A 14,439-nucleotide genomic window follows, 5' to 3' on the forward strand; every position below is an offset into this window, starting at 1 on the left:
ATATTCGTGCATTAGTTGTAGAAAAATAAAAATGAAACACATTCAAGCAAACATAAAACATCTGCGCTCCTTAAAACAGCTCTCCCAAGAGCGTTTTGCCGACGAGTTGGGTTGGTCGCGCTCCATTGTCGGATCGTATGAAGAAGGCCGTTCGGAACCGCCCATTGATCGATTGATTGATTTATCGAATTACTTTAAAATTCCAATAGATATTTTGGTAAGAAACGATTTGCGCAAAGCAAAAGACACTTCTTTTATTGACATTGGAAGCAAACGTGTGCTGTTTCCGATAACCGTCAATGAAGATAATGAGGATTTGATTGAGATTGTTCCTGCGAAAGCATCGGCAGGTTATTTGTCAGGTTATGACGACCCGGAATATATTGAACAGCTCCAAAAAATCAAATTGCCCTTTTTGCCTACGGGAACCCATCGTGCTTTTCCTATTAAGGGTGATTCGATGTTACCAGTAAAAGATGGTTCTTTTGTGGTGGCCAAGTTTGTGGAAGATATTCAGGATGTGAAAAACGGGCGTACTTATATTGTACTCACTAAAGATGATGGTCTGGTTTATAAACGTATCTATAATTTGATAGATGACAAGCAAAGCTTATTGTTGAGCAGTGATAATAAAGTGTATCAACCCTATGAGGTTCCGATGGAAAATGTGTTGGAGCTTTGGGAATTTACCTGCTGTATCAATACTCAGGAATATGACGAAAAGGAGCTGAAAATGAGCAGTATTATGGCAATGTTCCAAGAATTGAGAGTAGAATTGGAAGCCGTTCAAAAAATGGCCTAATGGGAAAATCAAAAACCACATATACCATTATCGACGTGGAAACCACAGGGCGTGGTAATGAGATTACAGAGATTTCCATTTTTAAGCATGACGGAGAAAAGGTGCTTGAAGAATTCACGTCATTGGTCAATCCGAACGCTTTAATTCCCGATTATATTACTGCATTGACTGGTATTGACAATGCAATGGTTGCTGATGCGCCGACCTTTGCGGAGATTGCAGAAGCTGTTCTTTCCATTACCGAGGATAGCATCTTTGTGGCGCATAATGTCAATTTTGATTACAATGTGATTCGTAATGAGTTCAGGAAAATTGACATGGATTTCAGACGCCGAAAACTATGTACGATAAGATTATCGCGTGTGTTATTTCCGGGTTTTCGATCCTATAGTTTGGGGAAGTTGTGTGTTTCCATGAATATTGACTTGTTCGATAGACATCGCGCGCGAGGCGATGCTGAAGCAACCGTCACGCTTTTTGAGAAATTATTGGCGCATAAAAACTCTAAAACTGTTTTTGCTGAGTTTTTGAAAAAGGGTTCTAAAGAAGCAACCTTACCGTCACATCTGCCAAGTGCTATTTTTGATGCCATTCCCAATGGACCTGGTATTTATTATTTCAAAAATAAAAAAGGAAAAATCATTTATGTAGGAAAGGCCATCAATCTAAAAAAACGTGTTCTGGGCCATTTCTACGATAAAAAAGAAAAAGAACTTGACCTATGTCGGGAAACGGCTCATATCGATTTTGAATTGTCGGGAAGTGATCTCGTGGCAAGATTGATGGAAGATGCCGCCATCAAACATCATTTTCCGATTTACAACCAAGCGGCCAAACGCGTGCCTAAACCTTATGCCGTTTTTAGTTATGAAGATCGTCAAGGTATTGAGCATTTGGCGTTCAATACACTGAAGGCGACACCCAATCCGTTGCAAATATTTCATAGTATTCGCGATTGTAGACTTTATTTGGAGCAAGTGTGTGAGCGATTTGAATTGTGTCCTAAATATTGTCATTTACAGGAGAATGTTTGGACGTGTTCACATTATAAATTGACCACTTGCAAAGGTGTCTGTAGAGAGGAGGAGTCGGTTGCTTCTTATAATGAACGGGCGAATTTGGCTATCAATTATATGGCTAGTTCCAATCAGAATAGAATTTTAAAAGAAAAGGGACGCCATCTTGAAGAAGAAGCTTTTGTGATTATCAAAAACGGACTCTATTTGGGCTATGGTTTTGTGGAGAAATCAGAACAGATTATAAATACTGATGACTTGGAAGCGTTCTTAATTCCGCAGAAAGAAACTACTGAGATTCAAGGGATTTTGAGAAAGCTTTTGTTGGAGTCTTCGAATGTTCAAGCTTTGGTTTAAAAGTTTTTGACACGAATTTCACAAATTTTCACGGACTTACTCGTTCGCAAATAAGAATTAAATTGATTACTATAAATTATCTTTGCGACCTAGGCGAAAACAATTGTGATCTTTGCGTTTAAAAAGGAGTTTAATGGATTAACCGCAAAGGATGGAAAGTCCAGTGCAAGGGTCGCAATGATACTTCGACTGCCAATCAAATCAAAATCATTTGATGTTTTTCACTTTAGTTTTTTTCACGGATTTCACCAATTTTTACAGATTCACTACTGCACAAAAGAAGGATTAAATTAGTTACTATAAATTTCTCTTGGCGACCCTAGCGAAAAACCATTGTAACCTTTGTGTTTAAATAGGAGTTTAATCATTTAATCGCCATGAAATTGAAGTTGAAATTGAACTTGAGGCATACGGAAACATCGACATTCCGTTGCGAGCTTTGCGACAGCCTAGCGTTCTTGTGTTTAAATACGTAATGAATATTAACGGCAACGAACGCAAAGTTTAGCGCAAGCGACGCCATGAAATTGAAATTGAAATTGAAACCGAAACATCGACAGTCCATTGCGACCTTTGCGAAAAAAACCTCGCGTCCTAGCGTTTAAATACAAAATGAAGATTAATCGCAAAGAATGCAAAGTTGAGCGCAAGGGCCGCAGTGAAATTGAAGCTTCAATTGTTAATATTCGTATTACACGCGATTACTAATCGGTCACACGTTGCCAATTTTGGGTCCTGTAGAAAAATGCGATATAGCCGCGTACGTTTAACGTATTGGGAGAGTCTTTGTCAATCCACATTTTACATTTGTATTCTTTTCCTTTTTCGGGGTCAAAGATGGTACCGCCTTTGTATTCGTTATCGTTTTTGTCTTTTGACATATCTTTTACCATCACTAAACCTTCAACAGGTTTATTGTAATCTTTACCTGTACATTTTATACATAATTTGCCTTGATCTTCTGGCAATAATAATTTTACAATCTTTCCGTAAATTTTTCCATTGTCATTATAAAGTTCAACGATAGATTTGGTCTGGCCTGTTTCATCATCTACCGTTTTCCATTGGCCAAGAATGCTCTGAGCTTGAGCTAATGGAATGCTCAAGAAGAGCAATACAAGACACAATAAATAAGTTTTCATCTGTTTTACGGTTTAGGTTTATAGCATAAATCTCACGCCAACATTAATTCCGATGCCACTTGCGTTAACAAATTGGGTTGGGATTTTTCTTGCTGCGTTTTGGTTTGGCGGTGTTGTGGTGCTTTGGTTGTACTCATCCGTAAATTCAAATTTCTTTTCATAAACAGGAAGATCTGCCAATTGTTGTCCAGGTATCAGTTGCGAATTTCCGCCGGTAATTGCTTTTGTGGTGTATTCGATAATCTCTGCGGATTTACTTTTGATGCTCAAATTCTTAATTTCGACCTCGCCGAAAATGCTCAAGTTATCACTGACAGGATAATTGACGCCGATGGCTCCATAATAACCAACGCTGAATTTGGATTTTACTTCGCTTTTGGCTTCCACCATAATATCAGTGTCTGGGCCGCCACCATTTACTTTCCTTGCCATAGTTTCAATAGTCAGTTTGCCGGCTAAAGGAACAATTAATCCAATACGGGCGTAAGGGTTGACTGTTTTAAAATTGGGTGTCAAGAAAATTCCTGGAGCCACATCAACACCTCTCAAATGTGTATTTTCTTCAGAGATGGCCTGCGGACTTCTTAACCGGCCAATCAAGGTGTTGTCGCCGTGGAAATAGCTGGCGCCTAGTTCTAAACCAATATATGGGTTGAACATGTAGCCAACGGTAAGATTGGCTTTTAAGCCCGCACCGACTGTTCCATTTAGTGATTTTACATTGACCGAAGAGCCGTCTGCATTAACAGTAACATCCGTAGATTGCATAATGCCGGTAAGTCCGTTAGGATCGGCGTTGTTGAATTCGGTTTTCCCAGATTCAAAACTATAACCTGCACTGACGCGAAAGTAAAATTTTTGCGAATTGTCCATCGTCATATTATCTTGAGCTTGGGCAAAGTAGCTCATAGATGTCAGAGTACAAATGATCAACACTTTGGGTATCATTTTCATAATTCTAGTTTTTAAGATTTCATTAAAAGAGTTTATGAATTTGAAGGCACAGGGAAATTTGAGTGGTCTCGTGAATGCTTTCAAAAGCACACTTTAAAGTTAAAGAGAAAAAGATGCTGTTATGAGTCAAAAATTGACGCATTTAAGTTGTTTTTGAAGGCCTGAAACGCAATTGTGGATGCATTTAAAATGACAAAAAAATATGATGGAGCTCTATCGGATTTATGGCCTTAGTTAGATATAAAAAAGATTAGTTGTATAAGAGGTGCGACGGAGTTCTTAATATGCTGTGATCCTGATGGTCAGTATTTCAAACGATATTCATCTTATGATTTCTAAAAACATTTCGTGATTTTACTTCCATTTCACTAAAGCATCAAATTCTGATTGGGGAATCGAAACGATATTAACATCCATAGTGATCGGCGTTAGTGGTTGGTCGCTTTGGTCTCGAGGAACCGCTACAATTTTGTCCACCACATCCATCCCTTTAATTACCTGACCAAATACGGTATAGTCGCCATCAAGACGATGCAGGCCATTTTTGTTTTGAACAATATAAATCTGGCATCTCGCCGATAGCTTTTCTGGGTTGTCATCGCGTCCGGCACCGACGGCTCCATAGATATGGGTAAGTTCGGGAATGAATTCAGGCTCCAACAGATACTCAGGATCTGTAAATCCTGCCGGAGTATCAGGACAGCCTGCTTGTGCTACAAAATTTGGAATCACTCTGTTGAAAGAAAGAGCGTCCCAGTATCCTGCATCGGCCAGCTCTATAAAACTTGCTTTGTGATTTGGCGTGCGATCGTCTAAGCTAATCAGGATTTCTCCTTCAGGGGTGAGAATTTGTCCGACTTGAACTGGTTTTTCTGACTGCTGTCCGAACGCAATTTGTCCGAAGAAAAAAAAGCTTATTATTAAAAGAGTGAAGCTATTAAAACGTAGAATTTTATTTATCTTAATCATGAAGCTATATGTGTGTTTAATGTAGAATCTGCATTGAAAGCAATAAAAAGTCAATTGAAGTTTCCTTTGCCAAAAACATCTAGGACTGAGAGCTTTTTTAATTCTAAATATATATACAAAATTCTATTAAATTCAGAACTGTGGACGGCAATTCGATAAATTTTTAAATAAAAATTCTAAACCAACTCCGTCGCAATCATTTTTGTTTGAAACGGTTGCATTTGGGTGTTTTTAATACGTCTTAAAATCAATTTTGCTGCTTCAGCGCCGATTGCTTCTGCATTTTGTTCAACAATGATTAATGAAGGGTGTTGATTGGCTTGACATTGATTGCAAAAACCTGCAATGGTAATGTCATGATCTTGAGGATTAGATTTTAACTGGTTGGTAACTTGTAAGGTTTGCAAAACAGCCTGTTCATTCAGGCCAAAAATGCCATCAATAGTACTATCATTTTCTAAAGTGGAAATGAGTTTGCTATTTAATGCTTCAACCGTATCGGCTACTATTATTTTGTTTTCAATAGGTAAATTATTGGTTCTCATCGCAGCCTTAAAACCTTCAGCTCTTAATTTTCCATGATGGAAATTGTCTATAAGCGAAGTCATGATGATATTCTTAAGACCTTTGTTTTTTATGAGATGATCGGTGGTGTCGTAAACTGCTTTATAATCATCAATAATTACTTTGTCACAATCAATCCCATCACATATTCTATCAAATAACACTAAAGGCGTTCCTCTGCTAGTAAGCGCATTAATATGATCGTAAGTATTGGTGAGCTCGGTTTCTTTAGAGACACAAATAATAATGCCATCCACGTAACCTCCCGCCATTTTTCTTAAGCTTTTAGATTCTTTTTCTATGGTTTCGTTAGAAATGGATATGATGAGCTTGTAGTTATGTTGGTCTAAGTAATTTTCTATACCTGCGAATACTTTGGCATAGAAAGGATTTAAAATATTAGGAACGACCAAACCAATAGTATTGGTGTATCCTTTTCTTAAACTTGAAGCAAAATTATTAGGGATATAATTACATAATTTCGCAAAATTACGAACGCGCGTCTGTGTTGATAAACTGATTTCAGAACTGCCAGAAAGTGATTTGGAAACTGTAGAAATAGATAAATCCAAAGCCTTAGACATTTCAGCCAAAGTGGTTCTTGTTTTCATCATAACTATTTTATATTGATTTGTTTGTTGGATCGCAGTTCTTTGTAAGTAGAAATTTAGATGTGGTTTTGTGTATAAACGCAGACATCAATTACTATTATTTTATAAGAACATTGCGGCCTAAATCTAATCTGCAAATGTAGTTATTTTTTTAAAAAACAACCACCAGTACCTACCAGTTTGTATTTGCAATAAATTATTTTACATTTGTTCCATGAGAATTGTAACTGTAAAGGAAAAATCCGGTATTCCCAAGTACAAACAGATCGTGGCTTCCATCGAAGGCGCTATCGTGGCTGGCACTTTGAAAAAAGGGGACAAACTGCCTTCTTTAAACAGTATTAAGAATCAAAATTCGCTTTCAAGAGATACCGTTCTTACAGCATTTAACGAATTAAAAACGCGCGGTGTTATTAAATCGATCGTTGGCAAAGGCTATTATGTAAATAGCGAAGATGTGGATATTAATCGGAAAGTGTTTTTGTTATTTGATGAATTCAATTCCTTCAAGGAAGATTTATATAACTCTTTTATGTCTAGTTTGGGCGAAAATGTTCAAGTCGATATTTTCTTTCATCATTTTAATCCAGATATGTTTAGCAAACTCATTAATGATAATGCTGGAGACTATAGTTCTTATGTGATTATGCCGGCAAATCTTAAAAACACGGATCAGATTATTGAGCGATTACCTCAGGAGAAAGTTTATATTTTAGATCAAACCAACGAAGCCTTAAAAAACTACCCTTCGGTTTTTCAGAATTTTAAAAAAGACATCTATACAGGACTTGAAGCGGCACTAAAGCAGATCAGTACTTATAAAAAAGTGGTTTTACTATATCCGGCAGCACGCCAGCCGCAAGGTATTTTGGATGGCTTTAATTTATTTTGTTCGCATCATGGCATACAAAACGAGGTCATTGATAGTCTTGCGCATAGAGAATTGTCGCATGGAGAACTCTATATTATCTTGGATGATAAAAATTTAATACGCATCATTAAACGTATTAAGGAGCAGCATTTTTTTCTTGCAAAAGACATCGGTCTGATCTCCTATAATGACTCTTTGTTAAAAGAAATTGTTGAAGGTGGCATCACAACCATCTCTACGGATTTCAATTTAATGGGACAACGCTTGGCACAGATGATCTTGAATAAAGAGTTTGCCCAAGTCGAAAATCCAAACCGTTTAATCATTAGAAAATCAATATAAGCACTTGTACACACTTACGAAAACAGAAGCAGAAGGATTGAAATTTATTGAAATATTCAATCCGGAAAATAAGTCTAAAGCTAGCATTTGCCTGAATCAAGGCGGGAGGCTCAGCGCATTGGAATTTGATGGCATTAAGGTGCTTGCCGATTATGATCCTTCAACTTATGCAGCAAATTATGCCTCATCCATCCTCTTTCCTTTTGTGAATAGAATTAAGGATGGCAAATACACTTTTCAGGACGTTGATCATGTTTTAGAGTGTAATGAAGTCGATAAAAACAATGCCCTTCACGGACTGGTTTATGATAAGACTTTTGAATGTATTGAACAGGAACTCACTTCCAGCCACGGATCCATAAGCTTACAGTATAAACACGACGGTACCTGTCAAGGATTTCCTTTTAAGTTCGATATCCAATTGACTTATACATTAACTGAAGAAACCATTGGTTTATCTGTGGAAATCAGCAATGAAGATGATAAAACGCTTCCATTTACCGTAGGTTGGCATCCTTATTTTGTCAGTAAAAATCTGGATGAAAGTAGTATCGATTTTGAAAGCAACACACAATATTTATTTGACCAGCAACAAATAATTTCAGGAACAACGCCTTTAGAGGTTGAAATGCCTTATTCACTTAAAGGTGTAAAATTAGATGATGGCTATCCATTGCAAAACGGTAGCATTGCATTTCTCACACCCGAATATCGCTTAACTATGACGAGTACTTCTGAAGAGAATTACTTGCAACTCTATACACCCAATACTCCAAATGTTATTGCTATTGAGCCCATGACTGGCGCTGCAGATAGTTTTAATAATAAATTAGGTTTGCAAAAACTGCAGCCTAATGATAGTTATATTGTAAAATGGAATATTACTTTTGAGAATCTAACGGATAAACTAAAAACGAACCAACTAAATACATAATTATGCAATTTTTAACCTTTATTGGATTTACGGCACTTGTTGCTGTTATCTCTTATTTTAAGACCAGAAAAACGGATGAATCCTCTTCAGACGGATATTTCTTAGGTGGACGTAGTTTAACGGCCGGCGTCGTTGCAGGATCATTATTATTGACCAATTTATCTACGGAGCAGTTGGTAGGCCTCAATGGTTCTGCCTACCAAAGTGGATTATCGGTCATGGTATGGGAGACATTAGCGGCAGTGGCCATGGTGTTGACGGCTATTTTCTTATTGCCAAGATATTTAAAGGGTGGATTAACTACCGTTCCGGGATTTTTGGCAGAACGCTTTGACGTGACCACTAAAACATTGACCTCAGTTTTATTTCTTTCGGGTTATGTGGTGGTGTTGCTACCTGTGATTTTATATTCGGGATCATTGGCCATTAGTGGTATGTTTGATGTGCCAGAATTACTGGGCGTCACCCATACACAATCGATTTGGATCTGTGTTTGGGGAATTGGTATTATTGGTTCTATTTATGCCGTATTTGGCGGCTTAAAGGCAGTTGCCATATCAGATTCAATCAATGCGATTGGGTTGTTGGCAGGTGGATTGTTGATCCCTATTTTTGGTTTGATGATGATTGGCGATGGCAGTATTTTAGACGGTTTGAATATCTTAACTACTGAAAATCCTGAAAAGTTCAAATCGATGGGAGGCCCAACGGATCCAGTGCCATTCTATACCATTTTCACAGGGATGATGTTGGTGAATTTGTTTTATTGGGGAACCAATCAGCAAATTATTCAAAGAGCATTGGGAGCTAAAAACCTGAAAGAAGGTCAAAAAGGTTTATTGTTGGCCGGATTTATAAAGATATTAGGACCAATTATTGTTGTTTTACCGGGGTTGATCGCGTTTCACATCTTTCAAGGAAGTTTGGAAAATGCCGATAGTGCCTACCCAATGTTGGTTAAAAAAGTATTGCCAACGGCATGGGTCGGATTCTTTGCAGCGGTGGTGTTCGGTGCTATTTTAAGTTCGTTTAATAGTGTGTTAAATAGCTCGGTAACCTTATTCGGGATTGACGTTTATAAACAACATATCAATAAAGCAGCCGATGAGAAAACGATCGTGAAATACGGTAAAATATTTGGAACCGTATTAGCAATCGCAGCCATGTTTATCGCGCCGCTTATTGCCAATGCGGGTAGTTTATTTAATTATTTACAAGAAATAAATGGTATTTATAGCATTCCAATTTTAACGATTATCGTTGTGGGTTATACCACAAAACGTGTTCCAGCCATTGCCGCTAAGGTTGGATTGCTATCCGGATGTATTCTATACTGCATTAGTCAATTTATACTTAAGGACTATTTTATTAATAAAGCCCTTGCGAAAGCTGCCGCATCAGGAATCACGGACGCTGGAGATTTGGCATTGGTAACAGCACAAGCCTATCCTCACTTTTTAGATATTATGGCGATTCTATTCGTACTGAATATTGTCATTATGTTAATTATCGGAAAATTCAAACCGAGAGAAGTGCCGTTTGTTCAAGAATACACCAAACAAGTGGACATTACGCCGTGGAAATATGTTAAACAAGCGGGTCTTGTGATCTGTTTAATTGTGGTAGGATTATATATTTATTTTGCTTAATGATGATGAATAAGGAATTGATAGAAGAAGTAACGCATAGTTTTAAAGCGCATTTTAACTCGGAACCTTTAATCGTTTTTTCTCCAGGAAGAATCAATCTGATAGGAGAGCATACCGATTATAACGATGGGTTTGTGTTTCCGGCTGCCGTTGATAAAGGGATTGCTTTAGCGATACAAAAAAGCGATGCCAACACCAGTACGGTGGTCGCTTTTGACAAAGATGAAACCTATACGTTTGCTTTAGATATTTTAGAGCCCTTAAAAAACGGCGATTGGAGAAACTATGTTTTGGGTGTTGTCGCAGAATTGCAATTGCTTGGGAAAAATGTTGGAAATTTTAATGGCGTTTTTGCTGGAAATATCCCGGGCGGTGCAGGCATGTCCTCATCTGCAGCCTTAGAAAATAGTTTTGTTTTTGGATTGAATGATCTTTTTAACCTCGGATTATCTAAAGAGGACATGATTTTGGTGTCTCAAAAAGCAGAGCATAATTATGCAGGTGTGAAATGTGGGATCATGGATCAATATGCGAGTATGTTCGGAATCGAAAATAGCGCGTTGCTATTAGATTGTAGATCGATTACTTCGCAGCCTTATCGAATAGATTTCAAGGATTATGAGTTGATGCTTATTAATACCAATGTGAAGCATGACTTATCAGAAACTGCTTATAATGACCGTCGTGAAGTCTGCGAAAAAGTATCAAAATTATTGAATGTCGTAGCCTTAAGGGATGCTTCAAAAGAAGATTTAGAAGCCATTAAAACCGATTTATCTGAAGGCGATTATCAAAAAGCATTATACGTCATTGAAGAAAATAATCGCGTAAAGCAATTTTCGGAAGCGATAGAAAAAGAGGATTTAGAAACCTTGGGCGATTTACTATTTCAATCTCATGAAGGTTTGAGCAAAAAATATGAAGTGAGCTGTGCAGAACTTGATTTTTTGGTGGATAGAGCACATGAAAGTTCCAGTGTTATTGGTGCCCGAATGATGGGTGGTGGTTTTGGTGGTTGTACCATAAACTTGGTGCTGAAAACTGAAATGGAAGCTTTCAAAGAAGATGTTTCAAATCGTTTTAAAGATGAATTTGGAAGCGCTTGTACGATATATAATGTCAAACTGTCTCAAGGGACGCATATTGTGAAGGGGTAGTTTTGGGAAAAGAATTAAGACCACTTCGACAAGCTTAGTGAACACCGCTTGGTTAATAGAATTAAGAATCAAGATCGCTTCGCTTTTAGAACTAAGAGCAAAGACTTGAATCGTGAGACATTGAAAGTAGGGATTTCAAAACTTAATTTCGCTCAAAAGTCATTATAAACATTAATTTTTACTGGGTTAACTATTTTTTTCAGACGATCATAAGTGTAAAGTGACACTAATAAAAACAACAATAACATGGACAATAATTTACAAGATTATTCACATAAACGCTATAACATTCTAACAGGCGAATGGGTGCTTGTTTCTCCACATCGAGCGAAGCGTCCTTGGCAAGGTCAAAATGAAACTATTTCTAATGAACAGCGACCTGCACACGACCCAAGCTGTTATTTATGTGCGAGAAATACACGAATTAACGGCGAAATAAATCCTGATTATAAAGACGTCTTCATTTTTACGAACGATTTTGCAGCATTGCAAACGACTTCGCCTATATTTTCGGTAAACGATGGTTTGTTCAAGGCAGAAAGCGAGCAAGGCATTTGTAAAGTGATTTGTTTTAGTCCAGATCACTCTAAAAGTTTGGCCGACATGGAAGTGGAAGACATCAATAAAGTAGTCGAAGCTTGGCAAAAGGAATACATCTTATTAGGTTCCAATGAGATGATCAATTATGTTCAGATCTTTGAAAATAAAGGCGCCGTTATGGGTTGCAGCAATCCGCATCCGCATGGACAAATCTGGAGTCAATCCACCTTGCCAAATGAAGTGGAAAAGAAAGATCAACATCAAAAGTCCTATTACGACAAGAATAAAAGGAGTCTGTTGGGCGATTATCTAAAGCAGGAGCTTGAAGTCAATGAGCGCATCATTTATCAAAACGACGACTTTGTTGTGTTGGCACCATTTTGGGCAGTCTGGCCGTTTGAAACCATGATTGTTCCTAAAAAAGCCTATACAAATATTACGGAGCTTTCTGCATCAGAAAGTTTAGCGTTTGCAGAGGCGATATCCAAAATCACGAAGGCTTATGATGCCTTGTTTCAAACGTCATTTCCATATTCGAGCGGTATTCATCAAGCACCAACAAATGGAGAGAATAATGACCACTGGCATTGGCACATGAGTTTCTATCCGCCATTATTAAGAAGCGCTACCGTGAAGAAATTTATGGTAGGTTATGAGATGTTTGGATCACCGCAAAGAGATATTACTGCGGAACAAGCGGTGGATAGACTGAAGGCACTAGTAAAATAATACCTATAACATTTTAAAAATAAAGGCTCCACTATATGTTGGAGCCTTTATTGATTTCAAATTAAGTTAAGTCCCCACCAGAACATTTGTCGAGCCCGCAAGAATGTATGTCGGGCTGGTGCTTAGTGCGTCTCGCTTTAGCTTCTAAAAATTTTGACACGAATTTCACGGATTTTCACGAACTTACTCATACCATGAGAATGCTGGTTCAAAATTTTCACTATAAATTTCACGAATGTAGCAGACTTTTAGTCTGTTTTGAAAATCCACACTAGAACGTTTGTTGGTCAGGAATGGTGCTTTAGTCCATAGATTTAGTTAGTTGTCTAAGAGAAATCATAAGTAATCTGCGTCATCAGCGTTCCTTAAATCATATGTACATCTAAGTCTATAGATTTATTCCCTTTAAAAAAGAAGAACCTCAGTATTTCTGTTGAAGTCTGAATAAGGTGTTTTCAATAGCGCAAACCCTTGACCAAATCTTCAAAGCTATCAGCAGGCTTCCAATCGGATTTGGGTTCAAAATAGTGCCATAAATAGGCCGAAATACGTCTCTGTAATTGCCAGGCCTTATTATCAAAACTCCAAGATTCATCTTTGTTATTCTTAGTAGCGATATAAAACACATAATCGCCACTTGGCGCATTGACCATGACCAATTCTGATCGTGATTTATCGACCATGCCTTGTTTGGCAGCGGTCTGTACATAAGGCGGGATTTGCGAAAGTGAATAGTCCGTATAGAACGAATTGCTCATGATCCGATACATTTCATCACTCGATGCGGCATCCACCAAAGTTCTTTGTCTCATTTTCACCAACAAGGAAACCATTTCGCGAGGTGTCGTTTGTCCCCAGCCATAAGTCTCCCAATCCTTGGTTCGGCCTTCCGTTCTGCTATTGACTCGGGTATGCAACAAGCCTAAATCAGCCATCGTTTTATTGATAACTATTCCTCCGCCTACAAGTTCTTGGCACCATAAGGACGTCGTGTTGTCACTCATGGTTATCATTAACGATGCTAATGTCCGTAAATCCGTGACCGTACTATCTTTATAAAATTGCATAACACCCGATCCACCATAGACTCTTTTGGCATCATATATCAAGGTGTCATTCAGTTGAAGGTTTCCTGCTTTTATTTGATTGAACACTTCGATTAAAATGGGCACTTTCACGACACTTGCCGTTGGAAAAATAGTATCAGCATGGATTGCTGCCTCTTTTTTGGTCTTCAGATTATAGACGTAAATGCCAACATCGCCTTCAAAGTTTTTGACAAGTTCGACAAGTTCTTTTTCCAGTTTTTTATCGGTTTGTTGCGCCGTAAGATGAAGGTTGCATGAGAAAAAAAGAAATAGAACACATAAAGCTGTTTTCATAAAAAAGTTTAGGTTAGTTAGAATTGGGGATAATTTACAAAATTTTAGTCCTATAAAATCTTGTGTTTTGATAAAGTACTTTTGTTAGAGTAGTCAAGACTTGCTCAATATCATATTTCCTTAACTTTTCAGTTTACTTCCTGAAGGAATACTTAAGATTTTCCTAGGTGTAATTTTTTTTAAGATTGCTGCCTATAACGATATTTTGGATCGAAAATATTTATAATTAATGATACTTGATTAAAGCTTGCAGTACTTCGTGCAATCTTGTATAATTAGAGGTCTTTAAGGTTTTGTTCAACAACAAGCTTCTTTTGTTTTTTACTACAAACGCTTATAAAAGACGTGAATTTGGACGTGGTGTTAAATGTTAGCACTGATGCTTTCAAAGTTTTACGAGGTGAGTCTATTTTCTATGTT

Annotated in this window: 12 protein-coding genes; 7 read left to right on the top strand and 5 right to left on the bottom strand. The window is 37.6% G+C overall.

The window, feature by feature from the left end; translation table 11 throughout:
- Positions 1-31 precede the first annotated feature (31 nt).
- Both ACOH2D_RS01610 and ACOH2D_RS01615 read left to right on the top strand, forming a co-directional pair.
- Positions 32-802 (top strand): XRE family transcriptional regulator, encoded by a 771-nt coding sequence (locus tag ACOH2D_RS01610; protein ID WP_348034784.1) that lies wholly within the window; start codon positions 32-34, stop codon positions 800-802.
- Complete coding sequence (locus ACOH2D_RS01615; RefSeq protein ID WP_449534183.1) at positions 802-2,175, top strand: exonuclease domain-containing protein; 1,374 nt, start codon at positions 802-804, stop codon at positions 2,173-2,175. The genes ACOH2D_RS01610 and ACOH2D_RS01615 overlap by 1 nt, the downstream gene beginning before the upstream one ends.
- 704 nt (positions 2,176-2,879) lie before the next feature.
- On the opposite strand, the gene ACOH2D_RS01620 is transcribed toward ACOH2D_RS01615, so the two are convergent.
- From ACOH2D_RS01620 to ACOH2D_RS01635, 4 genes are all read right to left on the bottom strand, one after another.
- Entirely contained in the window at positions 2,880-3,317 is a 438-nt protein-coding gene (locus ACOH2D_RS01620; RefSeq protein WP_348034782.1) for a DUF2147 domain-containing protein, read from the bottom strand.
- A gap of 18 nt (positions 3,318-3,335) precedes the next feature.
- The gene (locus tag ACOH2D_RS01625) at positions 3,336-4,271 is read right to left on the bottom strand and encodes an outer membrane beta-barrel protein (protein WP_449534184.1); all 936 of its coding nucleotides are present in this window, start codon (positions 4,269-4,271) and stop codon (positions 3,336-3,338) included.
- 354 nt (positions 4,272-4,625) lie between these two features.
- Positions 4,626-5,240 carry a peptidylprolyl isomerase gene (locus tag ACOH2D_RS01630; protein ID WP_449534185.1) on the bottom strand — a complete coding sequence of 205 codons (615 nt, stop codon included), beginning with the start codon at positions 5,238-5,240 and terminating at the stop codon, positions 4,626-4,628.
- A gap of 176 nt (positions 5,241-5,416) precedes the next feature.
- Complete coding sequence (locus ACOH2D_RS01635; RefSeq protein ID WP_348062944.1) at positions 5,417-6,415, bottom strand: LacI family DNA-binding transcriptional regulator; 999 nt, start codon at positions 6,413-6,415, stop codon at positions 5,417-5,419.
- 214 nt (positions 6,416-6,629) lie between these two features.
- Here ACOH2D_RS01635 and ACOH2D_RS01640 point away from each other — a divergent pair, with 214 nt between their 5' ends.
- From ACOH2D_RS01640 to ACOH2D_RS01660, 5 genes are all read left to right on the top strand, one after another.
- A complete protein-coding gene (locus tag ACOH2D_RS01640) occupies positions 6,630-7,628 on the top strand; it encodes a GntR family transcriptional regulator (protein ID WP_348034778.1) in 999 nt (332 codons plus the stop codon).
- 4 nt (positions 7,629-7,632) lie between these two features.
- Complete coding sequence (locus ACOH2D_RS01645; RefSeq protein ID WP_449534186.1) at positions 7,633-8,562, top strand: aldose 1-epimerase; 930 nt, start codon at positions 7,633-7,635, stop codon at positions 8,560-8,562.
- A 2-nt stretch (positions 8,563-8,564) separates the two neighbouring features.
- Entirely contained in the window at positions 8,565-10,211 is a 1,647-nt protein-coding gene (locus ACOH2D_RS01650) for a solute:sodium symporter family transporter (RefSeq protein ID WP_449534187.1), read from the top strand.
- Between the two features lie 2 nt (positions 10,212-10,213).
- Complete coding sequence (galK, locus tag ACOH2D_RS01655; protein ID WP_449534188.1) at positions 10,214-11,368, top strand: galactokinase; 1,155 nt, start codon at positions 10,214-10,216, stop codon at positions 11,366-11,368.
- 246 nt (positions 11,369-11,614) lie between these two features.
- Positions 11,615-12,637, top strand: coding sequence for a UDP-glucose--hexose-1-phosphate uridylyltransferase (locus ACOH2D_RS01660; protein ID WP_449534189.1), 1,023 nt, complete (start codon positions 11,615-11,617; stop codon positions 12,635-12,637).
- 455 nt (positions 12,638-13,092) lie between these two features.
- On the opposite strand, the gene ACOH2D_RS01665 is transcribed toward ACOH2D_RS01660, so the two are convergent.
- Entirely contained in the window at positions 13,093-14,019 is a 927-nt protein-coding gene (locus ACOH2D_RS01665; RefSeq protein ID WP_348035748.1) for a serine hydrolase, read from the bottom strand.
- Positions 14,020-14,439 lie beyond the last annotated feature (420 nt).

This window comes from Gelidibacter sp. (genome assembly GCF_053579655.1).